Origin of the sequence: Mesorhizobium sp. M1252 (genome assembly GCF_040318265.1) — a bacterium.
In the GTDB taxonomy this organism is placed as follows: domain Bacteria; phylum Pseudomonadota; class Alphaproteobacteria; order Rhizobiales; family Rhizobiaceae; genus Mesorhizobium.
Genome location: NZ_JAMYLX010000013.1, coordinates 123,237 through 139,976 on the forward strand (window position 1 = coordinate 123,237; position 16,740 = coordinate 139,976).

General features: G+C 62.5%; 12 protein-coding genes and 1 pseudogene. 1 reads left to right on the forward strand and 12 read right to left on the reverse strand.

Annotated elements, in window-relative coordinates:
* Positions 1 to 143: 143 nt before the first annotated feature.
* The 10 genes and pseudogenes from pyc to NKH22_RS24175 all read right to left on the reverse strand — a co-directional run bounded on the left by pyc (position 144) and on the right by NKH22_RS24175 (position 13,801).
* The gene (gene pyc / locus NKH22_RS24130) at positions 144 to 3,602 is read right to left on the reverse strand and encodes a pyruvate carboxylase (protein ID WP_023732990.1); all 3,459 of its coding nucleotides are present in this window, start codon (positions 3,600 to 3,602) and stop codon (positions 144 to 146) included.
* Between the two features lie 282 nt (positions 3,603 to 3,884).
* Positions 3,885 to 5,006, reverse strand: coding sequence for a branched-chain amino acid ABC transporter substrate-binding protein (locus NKH22_RS24135; RefSeq protein WP_023668720.1), 1,122 nt, complete (start codon positions 5,004 to 5,006; stop codon positions 3,885 to 3,887).
* 137 nt (positions 5,007 to 5,143) lie between these two features.
* Complete coding sequence (locus NKH22_RS24140; RefSeq protein ID WP_023668719.1) at positions 5,144 to 5,491, reverse strand: DUF6867 family protein; 348 nt, start codon at positions 5,489 to 5,491, stop codon at positions 5,144 to 5,146.
* 112 nt (positions 5,492 to 5,603) lie between these two features.
* Complete coding sequence (locus NKH22_RS24145; RefSeq protein WP_023668718.1) at positions 5,604 to 6,332, reverse strand: ABC transporter ATP-binding protein; 729 nt, start codon at positions 6,330 to 6,332, stop codon at positions 5,604 to 5,606.
* A gap of 44 nt (positions 6,333 to 6,376) precedes the next feature.
* A pseudogene (locus tag NKH22_RS24150) lies at positions 6,377 to 7,459 on the reverse strand (ABC transporter ATP-binding protein); the annotation flags it as partial.
* Positions 7,459 to 9,054 carry a high-affinity branched-chain amino acid ABC transporter permease LivM gene (livM, locus tag NKH22_RS24155; protein ID WP_023668716.1) on the reverse strand — a complete coding sequence of 532 codons (1,596 nt, stop codon included), beginning with the start codon at positions 9,052 to 9,054 and terminating at the stop codon, positions 7,459 to 7,461. The gene livM and the pseudogene NKH22_RS24150, both read right to left, overlap by 1 nt.
* 4 nt (positions 9,055 to 9,058) lie before the next feature.
* Positions 9,059 to 9,961, reverse strand: coding sequence for a branched-chain amino acid ABC transporter permease (locus NKH22_RS24160; protein WP_023668715.1), 903 nt, complete (start codon positions 9,959 to 9,961; stop codon positions 9,059 to 9,061).
* Between the two features lie 461 nt (positions 9,962 to 10,422).
* Positions 10,423 to 11,424, reverse strand: coding sequence for a 4-hydroxyproline epimerase (locus NKH22_RS24165; RefSeq protein ID WP_023829296.1), 1,002 nt, complete (start codon positions 11,422 to 11,424; stop codon positions 10,423 to 10,425).
* A 13-nt stretch (positions 11,425 to 11,437) separates the two neighbouring features.
* Positions 11,438 to 12,856, reverse strand: coding sequence for an NAD(P)/FAD-dependent oxidoreductase (locus NKH22_RS24170; protein ID WP_352911292.1), 1,419 nt, complete (start codon positions 12,854 to 12,856; stop codon positions 11,438 to 11,440).
* A gap of 51 nt (positions 12,857 to 12,907) precedes the next feature.
* Positions 12,908 to 13,801, reverse strand: a complete 894-nt coding sequence (locus tag NKH22_RS24175) for a dihydrodipicolinate synthase family protein (RefSeq protein ID WP_023693150.1) — start codon at positions 13,799 to 13,801, stop codon at positions 12,908 to 12,910.
* A gap of 69 nt (positions 13,802 to 13,870) precedes the next feature.
* Between NKH22_RS24175 and NKH22_RS24180 the strand changes: the two genes are divergently transcribed.
* A complete protein-coding gene (locus NKH22_RS24180; RefSeq protein WP_373420159.1) occupies positions 13,871 to 14,560 on the forward strand; it encodes a GntR family transcriptional regulator in 690 nt (229 codons plus the stop codon).
* 37 nt (positions 14,561 to 14,597) lie between these two features.
* On the opposite strand, the gene NKH22_RS24185 is transcribed toward NKH22_RS24180, so the two are convergent.
* Together NKH22_RS24185 and NKH22_RS24190 are read right to left on the reverse strand one after the other, a co-directional pair.
* Positions 14,598 to 14,897, reverse strand: a complete 300-nt coding sequence (locus NKH22_RS24185; protein ID WP_023815250.1) for a hypothetical protein — start codon at positions 14,895 to 14,897, stop codon at positions 14,598 to 14,600.
* A 203-nt stretch (positions 14,898 to 15,100) separates the two neighbouring features.
* Complete coding sequence (locus tag NKH22_RS24190; RefSeq protein WP_023684131.1) at positions 15,101 to 16,597, reverse strand: CoA-acylating methylmalonate-semialdehyde dehydrogenase; 1,497 nt, start codon at positions 16,595 to 16,597, stop codon at positions 15,101 to 15,103.
* Positions 16,598 to 16,740: the final 143 nt, after the last annotated feature.

A 16,740-nucleotide genomic window follows, 5' to 3' on the forward strand; every position in this document is an offset into this window, starting at 1 on the left:
CTCCGCTACTTTTTAAGCACCGCGATTCTGGCGCGGTAAATTGGGAGCGGGTTCGATGCCCGAGCAGGCGCGGCGGGTCAAGCCATTATCGATGCTCCATCAACGGCTGCTGCCAGCCGTCCCCAGTGTGATGGATCCGCGCGTCAGCCAAACGCGATCAACAGATCCTTCGCATCGATCTGATCGCCGGCCTTGACCAGCACTTCGGCCACTGTGCCGTCGCGCTCGGCATGCAGGGCCGTCTCCATCTTCATGGCTTCGATCGACAACAGCACGTCGCCGGCCTTGACCGCTTGGCCGGCGGCAACCGAAAGGGCGGAGACCACGCCCGGCATCGGCGCGCCGACATGTGCCTCGTTGCCGGGCTCGGCCTTGCGCCGAGCCTTGGCCGCCGAGGCGCCATGCGCCCTGTCCGGCACCCGGACACGGCGCGGCTGGCCGTTGAGCTCGAAGAACACGGTGACCATGCCCTTCTCATCGACGTCGCCGATCGCAAGGCAGCGCACCACAAGCGTCTTGCCTTTCTCGATGTCCAGGAAGATCTCGTCTTCGGACTTCATGCCGTAGAAATAGGTAGGCGTCGGCAGCACACTGACCGGCCCGTAGGTTTCCTGCGCGGCGGCGAAGTCGGTGAACACCTTCGGATACATCAGCCAGGAGGCGAATTCGTACTCCGAGAGCTTGCGCTCCAGCTTCTGCTCGATCTCCTTGCGGCTGGCCTTGAGGTCGGCTGGCTTGAGCAGCGAGCCCGGGCGCTCGGTGATCGGCTTGCTTTCCTTCAGTGCCTTCTTCTGCAGCTTCGCAGGCCAGCCGCCGGGCGACTGGCCGAGATCGCCGCGCAGCATCGAGACGACCGAGTCCGGGAAGGCGATGTCCTTGGCCGGGTTTTCGACGTCGGCAACGGTTAGATCCTGGCTCACCATCATCAGCGCCATGTCGCCGACCACCTTGGACGACGGCGTCACCTTGACGATGTCACCGAACATCAAATTGACGTCGTGATAGGCTTGTGCCACCTCGTGCCAACGCGTTTCCAGCCCGAGCGAACGCGCCTGCTCCTTGAGGTTGGTGAACTGGCCGCCCGGCATTTCGTGCAGATAGACTTCCGAGGCTGGCCCCTTGAGGTCGCTTTCGAAGGCGGCATACTGGTTGCGCACCGCTTCCCAGTAGAAGGAGATTTTGCGGATCCATTGCGGATCGAGGCCGGGATCGCGCTCGGTTCCCTTCAGCGCCTCGACGATCGAGCCCAGGCAAGGCTGCGAGGTGTTGCCGGAGAAGGAATCCATCGCCGCGTCGATGGCGTCGACGCCGCTTTCCACGCCGGCCAGCACCGTCGCCGCCGACAGGCCTGACGTGTCGTGGGTGTGGAAATGGATCGGCAGGTCGGTCGCCTCGCGCAGCGCCTTGAACAGCACGCGGGCGGCAGCCGGCTTCAAAAGCCCGGCCATGTCCTTGACGGCGATGATATGGGCGCCGGCGGCCTGCAATTCCTTCGCCAGCCCGACATAGTATTTAAGGTCGTATTTGGCGCGCGCCGGATCGAGGATGTCGCCGGTGTAGCAGATCGCCGCTTCGACCAGCTTGCCCTCGGCGCCCACCGCGTCCATGGCGACGCGCATATTCTCGACCCAGTTCAGGCAGTCGAATACGCGGAACAGGTCGACGCCGCCGGCCGCCGCATGGCTGACGAAATGTTGCACCACATTGTCGGGATAGTTGGTGTAGCCGACGCCGTTGGCGCCGCGCAGAAGCATCTGCAGCAAAAGGTTGGGGGCGGCTTCGCGCACTTTGCTCAGCCGCTCCCACGGATCCTCGGTCAGAAAGCGCATGGCGACGTCGAAAGTGGCGCCGCCCCAGCATTCCAGCGACAGCAGCCGCGGCAGCGCCCGCGCATATGTGCCGGCTATGCCGGCAATGTCATGCGTGCGCATACGGGTGGCGAGCAGCGACTGGTGGCCGTCGCGCATCGTCGTGTCGGTGACAAGCACCTCTTTTTGCTCACGCATCCAGGCAGCGAATTTCTCCGGCCCCAACGCGTCGAGCTTCTGCTTGCTGCCATCAGGCACGTTGCCGTTGAGATAGGGCACGACAGGCGCTGCCGCATCGGCCTTGGGCATCGGACGGCCGCGGGTTTCGGGATGGCCGTTGACGCTGACGTCGGCCAGATAGTTGAGCAGCTTGGTGGCGCGGTCCTGCCGCTTCACCTGCGCGAACAGCTCCGGCGTCGTGTCGATGAACCTGGTCGTATAGGAATTGTCGGCGAAGCGCGGGTGGTTGATGATTGCCTCGAGGAAGGTGAGGTTGGTCGCCACGCCGCGGATGCGGAACTCGCGCAAGGCCCGGTTCATGCGGGCGATCGCCTCGGCCGGTGTCGGCGCCCAGGCAGTCACCTTCTCCAGCAGCGGATCGTAGAAGCGGGTGATGACCGCGCCCGAATAGGCGGTGCCGCCGTCGAGGCGGATGCCGAAACCGGCGGCTTCGCGATAAGCGGTGATGCGGCCGTAGTCCGGAATGAAACTATGCTCCGGATCCTCGGTCGTGATGCGGCACTGCAGCGCATGACCGTTCAGCCTGATGTCGGCCTGCGCCGGCACGCCCGACTCTTTCGTGCCGATGGCAAAGCCGTCCAGTATGTGGATCTGCGCCTTGACGATGTCGATGCCGGTCACCTGCTCGGTCACGGTGTGCTCGACCTGGATGCGCGGATTGACCTCGATGAAGTAGAACTTGCCGGTGTCGGCGTCCTGCAGGAATTCCACCGTGCCGGCGCCGATATAGCTGGTCTCCCGCGCGATCTTGAGCGCATAGCCGCAAAGCTCCTGGCGCAATACCTCGCTGAGATAGGGCGCCGGCGCCCGTTCGACGACCTTCTGGTTGCGGCGCTGGATCGAGCAGTCGCGCTCGAACAGATGTACAGCGTTGCCATGCGTGTCGCCGAGCACCTGGACTTCGACATGGCGGGCGCGCTCGATCAGCTTTTCGAGATAGACCTCGTCCTTGCCGAAGGCGGCCTTGGCCTCGCGCTTGCCTTCCATCACCTCGCGGGCGAGGTCGGCTTCCGTGCGGATGGCGCGCATGCCGCGCCCGCCCCCGCCCCACGATGCCTTGAGCATCACCGGATAGCCGACTGTCTTGGCGAGCTGCTTGACTGCTTCCATGTCGTCCGGCAGCGGTTCGGTTGCCGGCACCACCGGCACGCCGACCTCGATGGCCAGATTGCGCGCGGCGACCTTGTTGCCGAGCCGGCGCATCGTGTCGGGCTTCGGCCCTATGAAAGTGATGCCGGCCTCGGCGCAGGCATCTGCGAATTCAGGGCTTTCCGACAGCAGGCCATAGCCCGGATGGATGGCGTCGGCGCCGGACAGCCTGGCGACGCGGATCACTTCCTCGATCGACAGATAGCTTTCGATCGGCCCCATGTCCCTGGCCAGATGCGGCCCGCGCCCGACCTGGTAGCTTTCATCGGCCTTGAACCGATGAAGCGAATATTTGTCCTCCTCGGCCCAGATCGCCACGGTTTTGAGGCCGAGCTCGTTGGCCGCGCGAAAGACGCGGATGGCAATTTCGGACCTGTTGGCGACGAGGATCTTCGTAATGGCCAAGGAAGGAGGCTCCGGACAGGGAGGGATGGGGCGGAGGCATGATTAACGCGAAAATGCTGCAGTGCAACCAAAATCGGGGAGAGATTAAACCGATTTAAATGGGATTCTAGCACCTCTGCTCGAAAAGCTGCGTGCGATTGGCGTCGCGAGGTGACGCTAATTGTCGTGCCCGCACAAATTCGACCCCGGCTAGCGGCTTATCCAGCCACCCTCGCTGCGCCCTGTCACCAAAGAAAAATGCCCGGCGCGAGCGCCGGGCATTCCATAGAGCTGTGTCCCGAATTACGACTTCGGGAACCAGGAGATCTTGCCGTCCGGACCCTTCTTCCATTCGTACATGATGTAGCCCGGGAGCTTCGGATCGCCCTTCGCGTCATAGGCGAGATCGCCCAGAACGGTCTTGAACGGACCCTTCTCGTGCAGCGCCTTGGCCACTTCCACGGGGTCGTTCGACTTGGCCACGGCAGCGGCCTCGGCGATCACCTGCATGGCGGCGTAGGAGTAGAGAGTGTAGGCTTCCGGCTCGAAGCCCTGAGCGCGGAACTTCTCGACCAGTGCCTTGTTCTCGGGGATCAGGCGCGGATCGGGACCGAAGGTGTTGAGCGTACCGATAACCGCATCGCCGGCGATCGCAGCCAGCTCGTCGGTGACGATGCCGTCGCCCGACATCAGGGTAGCCTTGAGGCCCTGGTCCGCCGACTGGCGGATGATCAGGCCGGCTTCGGTATGCAGGCCGCCCCAATAGATCAGGGTAACACCGGCGTCCTTCATCTTGGCAATCAGCGCCGAGAAGTCCTTGTCGCCGACATTGACGCCTTCGTACATGACTTCGGTCAGGCCGGCTGCGTTCATCGCCTTCTTGGTCTCGTCGGCAAGGCCCTGACCATAGGGGGTCTTGTCGTGGATGACGGCAACCTTGGCGTCCTTGAAGTTGGTCGCGATATAGCCGCCGGCGATGCCGCCCTGCTGGTCATCGCGTCCGCAGGTGCGGAACACGTTCCACAGGCCGCGCTCGGTGAATTTCGGGTTGGTCGCCGCCGGGGTTACTTCGACGATGTTGTTGTCGACGTAGACTTCCTGCGAAACCGGGATCGAGACGCCCGAGTTGAAGTGGCCGATCACGAACTTCACGCCGTCGCCGACGAACTTGTTGCCGACCGAAATGCCCTGCTTCGGATCGGAGACGTCGTCGCCGACTTCGAGCTTGATCTGCTCGCCGTTCATGCCGCCTGCGGCGTTGATGTCGGCAACGGCCGCTTCCGCACCCTTCTGCAGCTGCGCACCGAAGGCCGCATTCGGACCGGTGATCGGACCTGCGACGCCGACGATAACGTCAGCCCATGCATTGCCACCGAACGCGACAAGCGCGGTCAGGGCAACGGCGGACAAAAGTGATTTCTTCATTTAAACGCTCCCATTTACGAGGTGGGCGTGGATGAAACTTTCATGCGATGCCCACCCTTATCGCAGAAAGCGTACTTTGCCGATTTTCAGGCCCTTGTCACGCCGATTCATCCCCGGAACGGCGTTAATGATGAACGTCAACCTTTCGGTTTCCAGCTTAAGATCGAAGCCCGTTCGTAAAGCCAATTATACTGCGTCACCATCTGGTTCGTACGCGTGTATTGATAGCCGACAAACCCCAATATCATGAGCACGATTGTGTCCACGACATAGTATTGCAGCGAAAACATCGTGCCGCCGAACAAGGCATGATGGATGAACCTGATGCCGATGCCGAGGCCCAGCAGATAGGCGAACAGCGCCGGCAGGCTGCGCCATGTCTGGGCGCTGGCCTTGCCGGTCATCCATGCCGCCCAGCCGCCGAGCAGACAGGTGACGAAGAAGAACTGCCAGATGGAAGGTTCCTCGTGAAGAATGCCTTGCATGATGAAGACTCCCTAGCATGATCCCGAAAAGTTGCAGACTTTTCGGACAAAGGTCATGCGACAAACAAACAAGTTGGAGCGGAATACCGTATGCATACATTCCGCTCCAAAATCAGTGATGGCCGCCTTCGAGATAGGCCGCCCGCACTTCCGGATTGGCGAGCAATTCCTTGCCTGTGCCGCTCATGGTCACGTTGCCGTTGACCATGACATAGCCGCGCGTGGCGAGTTTGAGCGCGCCGAAGGCGTTCTGCTCGACCAGGAACACGGTCAGCCCTTGCGTGCGGTTCAGCTCGCGGATGGCATCGAAGATCTGCTTGACGATCAGCGGCGCCAGACCCAGCGACGGCTCGTCGAGCAGCAGCAGCTTCGGCCGCGCCATCAGCGCACGTCCGATCGACAGCATCTGCTGCTCGCCGCCCGACAGCGTGCCGCCGCGCTGGGCAATGCGCTCCTTGAGGCGCGGGAACAGCGCGAACACCTTCTCAGCATCTTCGTCATAGTGCTTGAGATTGTCGAGACCGGCGCCCATCTGCAGGTTTTCCATCACCGTCATGCGCGGGAAAATGCGCCTGCCTTCCGGCGACTGCGCAATGCGCATGCGGGCGATCTCGTGCGTCGGCATCTGGGTGATGTCGGTGCCGGCGAAAGTGATTGAGCCGGCACGGGCGCGCGGCGCACCGAAGATGGTCATCATCAGCGTCGACTTGCCGGCACCGTTCGCACCAATCAGCGCGACGATCTCGCCCTGGTTGACGTGGACATCGACGCCGTTCAGCGCCTTGATGTTGCCGTAGTAGGTCTCGACGCCCTTGATGTCGAGGAGCGTTGTCTCGGCCATCACTTACGCCCTCCGCGCGGCTTGCCTGTCGGGGATCTGGTGGCCGCCGGCTTGGACTTGGCCGATAGACGCTCGGACGGTGCTCTTGGCGCGGAGTTGGCTCTTGTATCGTATTGGGTGGCCTTTGAAGCTCCCTTCGACACTGTGACCCGCTCGCCCTGGCTGTGGCCGATCGTGTCGCTTACCGGGCCGGCGAGATAGGAAGACGATGTGCCTGGTCCGTGAGCCGAATCCGGCCCGATGTCCAGCTGCTCGATGACGTCTTCATCGCCGACCTCGGTCAGCACCGTCTCGACCTCCTCGTCGTCGACGCCGAGATAGGCGGCGATGACGCGCGGGTCGGTACGCACCGATTGCGGGCTGCCGTCGGAAATCTTGCGGCCATATTCAAGCACCACGACATGGTCGGAAATCTGCATGACCACCGACATGTCATGTTCGATCAGCAGGATCGAGGTACTGCTCTTGATGTCCATCAGCAGCGAATTCAGCGCAGCCGACTCCTTCGGATTGAGACCGGCCGCAGGCTCGTCGAGGCACAGAAGTTCGGGCCCTGTGCACATGGCGCGCGCAATCTCGAGGCGCCGCTGCGCGCCATAGGGCAGGTCGCCGGCCGGATCGTCGGCGCGATCGACAAGGTCGGCCTTCTCCAGCCAGTGCTTGGCAAGCTCCACCGATTCAGCCGAGGCTCTGCGGTAGCCGCCGATCCCGAACAGGCCCAGGATCGTGTAGCCGGATGCCTTCATCAGCTTGTTGTGCTGGGCAACCAGCAGATTCTCCAGCAGCGTCATGCCCGAGAACAGGCGGATGTTCTGGAAGGTGCGCGCCACCTTGGCGCGCGCCGGGATCTCATGATTGGGCAGCCGTTCGAGCAGGAAGCTCGAGCCGTCGGCCCGGTTGAGCGTAATCATGCCTTCCGACGGCTTGTAGAAGCCGGTGATGCAATTGAAGACGGTGGTCTTGCCGGCGCCATTGGGTCCGATCAGAGCGGTGATCTCGCCGCGCTTGGCCTGGAACGACAGGTCGCCGATGGCGATCAGGCCGCCGAACTTCATCGAAAGATGCTCGACCTGGAGGATGGCGTCTTTCATACCCGGATTGGTCTTCTGAATGGAGGTCGCGCTCATCAGCCGTGCCCTTCCTTGGTGAAGGAGGAGGAGACCGCTTTTCGTTCACTGAGGAAGGCCGTCGGTTCACGGCTGCCGACAAAGCCGCGCGGCTTCCACAGCATGACGATGACCATCGCCATGCCGAACAAAAGCATGCGGTAAAGCTCCGGGGTGAAATCTTTTCCGAAGACACTTTTCAGGAAATCGAGTTCGCGCAGCGCCTCGGTGCCGCCGATCATCACCAGCGCGGCGACCGCGATGCCGACCAGCGAGCCCATGCCGCCGAGCACCACGATGGCCAGGATGATCGCCGATTCGAGGAAGACGAACGATTCAGGGCTGACGAAGCCTTGCCGTGCGGCGAAGAAGGCGCCGGCAAAACCGCCGAACATGGCGCCGGTGGCAAAGGCGGTGAGCTTGGTGGTGGTGGTGTTGATGCCAAGCGAGCGGCAGGCAATCTCGTCCTCGCGCAGCGCCTCCCAGGCGCGGCCGACAGGCATGCGCCTGAGCCTGATGGTGACGAAGGCGGTCAGCAGCGCCAGCCCGAGAATGAGATAGTAGAGGAAGATCTTGTAGTAGGCGCTTGACTGGGCGATGTGCAGCACCTTGCCGATATAGTTCGGGTCGGTCGAATTAAACGTCATCAGGCCGAAGAAGGTGACCTTCGGGATGCCGGAGATGCCGGCCGAGCCGTTGGTGACTTCACGCCAGTTGATCAGCACCAGGCGGATGATCTCGCCGAAGGCCAGCGTCACGATCGCCAGGTAATCGCCACGAAGCCTGAGCACCGGAAAGCCGAGCATAACGCCCCAGAAGGCGGCCATGGCGCCGGCGGCGGGCAGCAGGATCCAGAACGACAGGCCGTATTGCGAACCGAGCAACGCATAGGCATAGGCGCCGACCGCGTAAAAGGCGACGTAGCCGAGATCGAGCAGGCCGGCGAGTCCGACGACGATGTTCAGCCCCCAGGCCAGCATCACATAGATCAGGATCTGGATGCCGAAATTGTCGACCCACTTCAACGAGCCCTGCAGGCCGCCGGTTATCGACCACGCGTAGATCGACAGCACCACGACGACGAGGATCGGGTATAGCACCAGCGCCGCAATCCCGAGCTTGGTGAAATTGGCGTGGATGAAGGAGCGGAAATAGAAGATCACGCAAGCGAGCGCGTAAATGACGGCCAATGCGCGCAGGAACTGAAGGTAGCCGGCCAGATCGGGTCCCACCAACACCGGCAGGGCGCTGCCGAACGCAACCAGGACAACCGCCAGCACGACGGCGACGATGAAGGCCGGAAGCAGGAAGAAGCGCGACGCGACGCTCGCCGGCAACAGGCCGGTGGCGACATTGGTGATCTTCTGATTGGCCATGAACGGCTGGCCATATGCAATGTAGAAGAAGCGGCCAAGCATGGTCAGCACGACCACGGTGATGAGCAGCAACCAGCGCTGCACCAGGATCAGCTGGTTGCTTATGTTCTGGTCGGTCTTCAGGCCGATGAAGAGAATGAACAACCCCAGCGAGATGGCGCCGGCATAGAACGCTTCGCGCAATGCACGCTGCACGGGGGAGGCGACGGTGTCGCGCTCCGAGGATACGGAAACCGCCATTGTCTCAGACCTTTTCGACTTCTGGCCGGCCCAAAATGCCGGAAGGCAGGAAGATCAGCACGATCGCCAGGATCGAGAACGCCGCGACGTCCTTGTAGTCGATCGAGAAATACGCCGACCACATGCTCTCGATGAAGCCGATCAAAAGCCCGCCAAGCACCGCGCCCGGCAGAGACCCGATGCCGCCGAGAACGGCCGCGGTGAAGGCCTTGACCCCCGGCACAAAGCCGTCGGAAAAGGCGATGACGCCGTAATACATCAGGAACAACGTGCCCGCGACGGCCGCAAGCGCTGCACCCATGATAAAGGTGATCGAGATCGTACGGTCGACATCGACACCGAGCAGCGCCGCCATCTTGCGGTCCTGCTCGCACGCCCTTTGCGCCCGGCCGAGGGAAGTCCTGTTGACCAGGTACCAGAACAGCGCCAGCAGCAGGGCGGTGACGACGACGATGATGATCTGCTTCAGCGACACGCTGATGCCGTTGATGTTGTAGACCTGGCTGACCATCGGCGGGATCGGCTTGTTGCGCGGGCCCTGCGTCACCTGGATGAAGTTCGACAGCGCGATCGACATGCCTATGGCGGTGATCAGCGGCGCCAGCCGGAACGAACCGCGCAGCGGCCGGTACGCCACCTTCTCGATCGTCCAGTTGTAGAGGCTGGTGAGCAGCATCGCCACGATCATCATGATCAGCAGCGCCAGGACGACCGGCACCGAATAGAACAAGGAGCCGAGGATGAGGAAGACGACGAGGGCGGCGAATGCCCCGACCATGAAAATGTCGCCGTGGGCGAAGTTGATCATGCCGATGATGCCGTAGACCATCGTGTAGCCGATTGCGATCAGCCCATAGATCGATCCCAGCGTCAGCCCATTGATAAGCTGCTGGACAAAGTACTGCATGTGTACATGGCTCCCCTGGAATGTCGCCCATGCAGACGCATTCCTTTTCGTATTTCCCCTAGTCGTAAAGTTTCGAGCCCGGATTGCAACGTGATTTTTCAAACGTCGAGCGTGTTTTGCCGGCACGCCTTCCGATTGCCCGTTTTTTTGCTCCCGACCCCTGGACTATCGCGGACCCTATCATTGGCATAACGCAATGTCTTTGACGATTCAGCTGGACCAGCGACCTCATTTCGAAGAAATCCCGGTCAAAATTAGGTGATGAGACGAATCTTTGCGTTGTTGGCGGGCTTCGTTTTTTAGCCACATTCCGTACTGACCAGCTGCAACATGGGTTACTTCCCGACTATGGCGGTGGATGCCTCGCCCAACGCGCTAACCTTTCGCTGACTGGTTTCGCCAAGAGGTCCCGCTCTGGGTCCAAGTCTTGGGTCTCGGTGGATGATCGGCAGCCTACCGTATCACTTAACCACAAAACCGTGCGCGAACGGATCGCGGTCGTCGATGAAGATGGTGTTCAGGCCGGTCATCCGCGCCCAGCCGCCGATCGAGGGAATGATGGCCGGCTTGCCGGCGACGGTGACGTCCTTTTCGACCTTGCCCTCGAACAGCGAACCGATGATCGATTCATGGACGAAGCTGTCGCCTGCCTTGAGCTTTCCCTTGGCATGAAGCTGCGCCATGCGCGCCGAGGTGCCGGTGCCGCAAGGTGAACGGTCGATGGCCTTGTCGCCATAGAAGACGGCGTTGCGCGCATCCGCGCCCGCTACCGTCGGCTTGCCCGTCCACAGCATGTGGGACAGCCGGTTGATGCCGGGGTTTTCCGGATGCACGAACGAGTACTTCTCGTTGAGCCGCTGCCGCACCACGGGGCTCCAGGCGATGAAATCGCTGGCGGAATAATCAGCGATGTCGCGAAAATTCGCCTGCGGCTCGACGATTGCGTAGAAATTGCCGCCATAGGCGACATCGACAGTGATCTCGCCAAGCTGCGGGCAGTCGACCGTCAGTCCCTCGGCATAAAGGAAGGACGGCACATTCGTGATGCGCACCTCCTCGACATAGTCGCCGACTTGTTTGTATTCGGCGATAACCAGCCCGGCCGGTGTGTCGAGCCGGAGCACGCCGGGTGTCTTCGGCTTGATCAGCCCATGTTCGATGGCCATCGTCACCGTGCCGATCGTGCCGTGGCCGCACATCGGCAGGCAGCCCGACGTCTCGATGAACAGGATGGCTATGTCGCAATCCTCGCGCGTCGGCGGATAGAGGATCGAGCCCGACATGACATCGTGGCCGCGCGGCTCGAACATCAGCCCGGTGCGGATCCAGTCATACTCCGCCAGGAAATGCGCCCGCCGCTCCATCATCGTCGACCCCTGAAGCAAAGGGCCGCCGCCGGCGACCAGCCGCACCGGATTGCCGCAGGTATGGCCGTCGATGCAAAAGAAGGATTTTTTGGCCATGATTTCCTCGAACTCAAAACCGTTGCGGGCTGAAGGGAGCAAGATCGATCGGCGAAGTTTGCCCGAGAACAAGATTGCGGATCAAGCGGCCGGTGGCCGCCGCCTGGGTCAGGCCGAGATGGCCATGGCCGAAGGCGTAGACAACGTTGGGCGCGGTTCGCGCCGTGCCGATCACCGGCAGCGAATCCGGCAGCGACGGGCGATAGCCCATCCATTCGCGGCCACCTGACGCGTCCAGCCCCGGAAGGAACTGTCTGGCTTTTTCCAGCATGGCCTTCGAGCGCGCAAAATTCGGCGGCCGGTCGAGACCGCCCAACTCGACGGCGCCGCCGACGCGCAAGCCCGTGTCGAGTGGCGTGATGACGAAGCCATGGCCGGAAAAGATCAGCATCCGCTGCACGTCGAAAGCGGTCTTCGGCAGTGTGGTGTTGTAGCCGCGCTCGGTTTCGAGCGGGATGGTGTCGCCAAGCGCCTTCGCCAGCCGATGCGACCATGCCCCGGCGGCCACGACAAGATGTCTTGCCTGCCTGGTCGTGCCGTCGGTCAGCGCCAGCGTCGCGCCATCAGGATTGGCGGCGACGCGCTCTATGCGCGCCTTTTCGAAACGCGCGCCCAACCCTTCGGCATAGGCCCACACCCCCTTGCCGAGCAGTTTCGGATCGGCGACGGTCTTCCAGCCCGGCACGAAGGTGCCCTTGATGAAGCGCGGCGACAGTCCCGGCTGCAGCCGCGCCAGTTCGTCGCCTTCGACATGGCGAAAGCCGATGCCGAAGCGCTCGCGCGCCGCCCAGCCCGGCAGCCCGGCCTGAAATTCGGCCTCGCTTTCATAAAGCTCCAGCGAGCCGTCCTCGCGCAGCATCAGCCGCGTGCCGGAACGGTCGAGCAGGCCCATCCATTCAGCCTCGGCGAGCTTCATCATGCCTGCCTGAGCAGCAAGGCTCGCCTCATATTTTTCTGGTGCGCCAGCGCGCCAGAAGCGCAACAGCCAAGGCAACAGCTTCGGCAAGTAGGCCGGCGGGATGCTGAGTGGCCCGAGCGGATCGGCAAGCCATTTCGGCAAGTGCCTCATCATGCCCTTATGCGCCAGCGGCAGCACGTCGGAGAAGGCGAAGGCGGCGGCATTGCCGGAGCTCGTCTCCTCGCAGATGCCGGTGCGGTCGAAGACCGTGACGCTGCGCCCGGCCTCGGCCAGCATGGCCGCCGCGCAGATGCCGACAATGCCGCCACCGACAATGGCGATATCTACCCCTTCTCCCCGTTCACGGGGGTGAGGAGTGGTCCGCGAAGCGGTGGAAAAGCCGACTGCTTGGCTTTCCGAACGACGAACGCCCGGAGCGCCAGCGAAGGGCTGCGGGGCCCGAAGGGCGGATGAGGGGCGGCGGCCCTCCTCTGTGTCCCTGGAATTTCCTTGCACGTCGGCGCTGCCCCTCATCTGGCTGCCGCCATCTTCTCCCCGTGCACGTGCACGGGGAGAAGAAAGCCTTCAGAACTGCGGCAGCTTCGGCCGTACCGCCAGCGCGTCCTTGACGATCTTCTCGACCGCTTTGCGGCGCTCGCCCGACAGCGGCTGGCGCGGCATGCGCACGCGGTCATTTGTGTCGATCGCGAGCACTTCGGCAAGCTTGATGTTTTGGACCAGATAGGTCGAGACATCGAGATCGAGCAGCGGCCGGAACCAGCGGTAGATCGAAAGCGCCTCCTCGCGGCGGCCCTGCTTCATCAGCTGGTAGATGGCGACGGTCTCGCGCGGGAAGGCGACGACCAGACCCGCCACCCAGCCGATGGCGCCCACCGACAGCGCCTCGAAGGCGAGATTGTCGACGCCGGTGAACAGATCGTAGCGGTCGCCGAAGCGGTTGATGATCTCTGTCGAGCGGCGGATGTCGTCGGAGGACTCCTTGATGGCGACGAAGCGCTTGTCGGCGGCCAGTTCCTCCATCTGGTCGACGGTGACGTCGACGCGGTAGGCGAGGCGGTTGGAGTAGATCATCACCGGCAGGTCGCCGGCCTGAGCGACGGCGCGCAAGGCGGCGACCGTCTCTTCCGGGTTGGTGTGATAGATCGGGCTCGGCACCACCATCAGCCCGTTGGCGCCTTCCCGGCTCGCGCGCTTTGCGATGCTCGCCGCCTCGCGGGTGCCTGCCTCGTTGACCGTCAGCAGAACCGGCTTGCTGCCGGCAACTTTCTGGGCGGTCTTCAGCACCTCGATTTTTTCGTCATGCGACAGCATCGGGCCTTCGCCGAGCGAACCGCAGACGATGATGCCGTCGCAACCGGCCTCCATCTGCAAAGCAAAGCAGCGCTCCATCTCGGCATGGTCGAGGCGGTCGTCATCAGTAAACTTGGTCGTGACGGCGGGGAAAACTCCGGTCCACATGATCGTCTCTCCATCTGATATATCAGCCGTATATCTGTTGGAAGACCGGCTGTCAACGCGGACTCCGTTGTGATATATGGAAGATATATCAGGAGCCCACCTTTGATATCCAGTGAGACAGCATACCCCGAGCCGGCTGCCGCGAAGGCCTACCATGTACTCGAGCATATGATCGTGACGTTGGAACTGGCGCCGGCGAGCTTTGTCACCGAAGGCGCCCTCATCGAGAAGCTGGCGCTAGGACGCACGCCGGTGCGCGAAGCGATCCAGCGCCTCGCCTGGGAAGGACTGCTCGATGTCAGGCCACGCGCCGGCATCGCCATTGCCCCGCTTCATCCCGGCGACTGGCTGCGCGTGCTGGATGCCAGGCGCGGCGTCGAGGTGGTGCTGGCGCGCTCGGCCGCCCGCTTCGTCACCCGCGAGGCCGCCGACCTGTTTCATGAGGCAGCCCTTGCCATGCAGAAGGCCGTCATCTCGGGCAATGTGCTGGCCTTCATCCAGGCCGACAAGGCGCTCGACGAGGCCTTGGCGATGGCCGCCGACAACCCGTTTGCGGCCCGTCTGGCCGCGCCCCTGCAGACCCACAGCCGCCGCTTCTGGTTCCGCTACAAGGCCGACACAGGACTGGCCGAATCGGCTGAGCACCACGTCGCGCTAATCCGCTCGATCCTGGCTGGTGACGAAGAGGCTGCCGCCAAGGACGCCAAACGCCTTATGGCACTGCTGCGCGGCCATGCCGAAGTGGCCGCCACACGCTGAACTCCGTCTTTGCTCCAGACTTCCGACCGGTCTTTTATCAGGTGCCCGGCAAGACTGCTGCCATAGCCGCCCCGTCCCAGCCTTCGCCAGCCGTGATGATGCAGCTTTGGCCGTGTGTGTCGGTGGCCAGGATGGTCCAGGTGCCCTGGTCGGAGACGAATATCTCAAGCACCACATTTGGGTTCACCAGGCCACGTGCGGCTTGGCTTTCGTGGAACTTCTCGCCGAGCGCCTTGACCAGGTCGGTCCGCGCCGCGCATTGATCGGCTTTGGCCTCGGCGATGCCGGACATCGCGAACACCGCAAAGAACATCGCCGCCACAAGACGTCGTGTCATCTGACACCTCCTTGCGCCAGACGAGAACCCCGGCTGCAACCGGCGCTATTTTGATGGCCTGCACCACGGCAGGAATGCAATTTAAGGCAGATGACAGGCTCTTGGTTCCATCGCTTTAACGTGATGGCCAATGTCGGTTTCGTACAAAGAAAGGCCCGGGACGTTGAACCCGGGCCTTCTTGCCGATCTTCGAAATCGTCCGGTCAGTTCATCGTCGGGATGACGAACTCGGCACCGTCCTTGACGCCGGAGGGCCAGCGCGAGGTCACCGTCTTGGTCTTGGTGTAGAAGCGGAACGCGTCCGGGCCGTGCTGGTTGAGGTCGCCGAAGGACGACGCCTTCCAGCCGCCGAACGTGTAGTAAGCGATCGGAACCGGGATCGGCACGTTGATGCCGACCATGCCGACCTGGACGCGCGAAGCAAAATCACGAGCAGCATCCCCGTCACGGGTGAAGATGGCGACGCCATTGCCCATCTCATGATCGTTGGCGAGCTTGATGGCGCTCTCATAGGTCGGCGCACGCACCACCGACAGCACCGGGCCAAAAATCTCTTCCTTGTAGATGCGCATGTCAGCGGTCACATTGTCGAACAGGCAGCCGCCCATATAGTAGCCATCCTCGTAGCCCTGCATGGAGAAGCCGCGGCCATCGACGACCAGCTTGGCGCCTTCCTTGACGCCGGTGTCGACATAACCCTTGACGCGTTCCAATGCCTGCGCCGTCACCAGCGGGCCGAAATCGGCGGACGAATCCGTCGACGGGCCGACCTTGAGGCTTTCGACACGCGGGATCAGCTTTTCCATCAGCCGGTTGGCGGTGTCGTTGCCGACGGGAACGGCAACCGAGATCGCCATGCAGCGCTCGCCGGCCGAGCCGTAGCCCGCGCCGATCAGCGCGTCGACGGTCTGGTCCATGTCGGCATCGGGCATGATGATCATGTGGTTCTTGGCGCCGCCGAAGCACTGCACGCGTTTTCCCGCCGCCGTGCCGCGCGAATAGATGTAATGCGCGATCGGCGTCGAGCCGACAAAGCCGATAGCCTTGATATCAGGATCGTCGAGGATGGCGTCGACGACATCCTTGTCGCCATTGACGACGTTGAGAACGCCAGCCGGCAGGCCAGCCTCGAGGAACAGTTCGGCGATGCGCATCGGCACGCCAGGGTCACGCTCGGAAGGCTTCAGGATAAAGGCGTTGCCGCAGGCCAGCGCCGGGGCAATCTTCCACAACGGGATCATCGCCGGGAAATTGAACGGGGTGATGCCGGCAACGACGCCAAGCGGCTGGCGCATCGAATAGACATCGATGCCGGGGCCGGCGCCGTCGGTGAACTCGCCCTTCATCATGTGAGGCGCACCGATGCAGACTTCGACCACTTCGAGGCCGCGCTGGATGTCGCCCTTGGCGTCGGCGATGGTCTTGCCGTGCTCGCGCGCCAGGAGATCGGCCAGTTCGTCATAGTCGCGGGCAACCAGTTCAAGAAACTTCATCAGCACGCGCACACGCCGCTGCGGGTTGGTCGCAGCCCATTTGATCTGTGCTTCCTTGGCATTCAGGACAGCCGCACGCAGTTCCGCCGGCGAAGCCAGCGCCACCGTGCCGCGCACCGAGCCGTCCATGGGCTGCATGACGTCCTGCTTGCGCCCGCTGGTCCCGGCGACATGCTTGCCGCCGATGAAATGACCGTATTCGATCATGGTTTCTCTCCCTGAGTTTGTGATGAAGCATTCAACGCCTTTGCAGGCGCGAAGGCAACGCGAGGGGAAACGCAACCGTTGTGCAAGAAATAGACAACGAAGGACGAGTGTGCATTAATTGCCGCAAATTACAGATTGCTGAA

Coding starts and splice junctions, on each gene's coding strand:
- NKH22_RS24135 (WP_023668720.1), bottom strand. CDS start 5,006: ATGAAGAAATCACTTTTGTCCGCCGTTGCCCTGACCGCGCTTGTCGCG.
- NKH22_RS24140 (WP_023668719.1), bottom strand. CDS start 5,491: ATGCAAGGCATTCTTCACGAGGAACCTTCCATCTGGCAGTTCTTCTTC.
- NKH22_RS24145 (WP_023668718.1), bottom strand. CDS start 6,332: ATGGCCGAGACAACGCTCCTCGACATCAAGGGCGTCGAGACCTACTAC.
- livM (WP_023668716.1), bottom strand. CDS start 9,054: ATGGCGGTTTCCGTATCCTCGGAGCGCGACACCGTCGCCTCCCCCGTG.
- NKH22_RS24160 (WP_023668715.1), bottom strand. CDS start 9,961: ATGCAGTACTTTGTCCAGCAGCTTATCAATGGGCTGACGCTGGGATCG.
- NKH22_RS24165 (WP_023829296.1), bottom strand. CDS start 11,424: ATGGCCAAAAAATCCTTCTTTTGCATCGACGGCCATACCTGCGGCAAT.
- NKH22_RS24170 (WP_352911292.1), bottom strand. CDS start 12,856: ATGAGGGGCAGCGCCGACGTGCAAGGAAATTCCAGGGACACAGAGGAG.
- NKH22_RS24175 (WP_023693150.1), bottom strand. CDS start 13,801: ATGTGGACCGGAGTTTTCCCCGCCGTCACGACCAAGTTTACTGATGAC.
- NKH22_RS24185 (WP_023815250.1), bottom strand. CDS start 14,897: ATGACACGACGTCTTGTGGCGGCGATGTTCTTTGCGGTGTTCGCGATG.
- NKH22_RS24190 (WP_023684131.1), bottom strand. CDS start 16,597: ATGATCGAATACGGTCATTTCATCGGCGGCAAGCATGTCGCCGGGACC.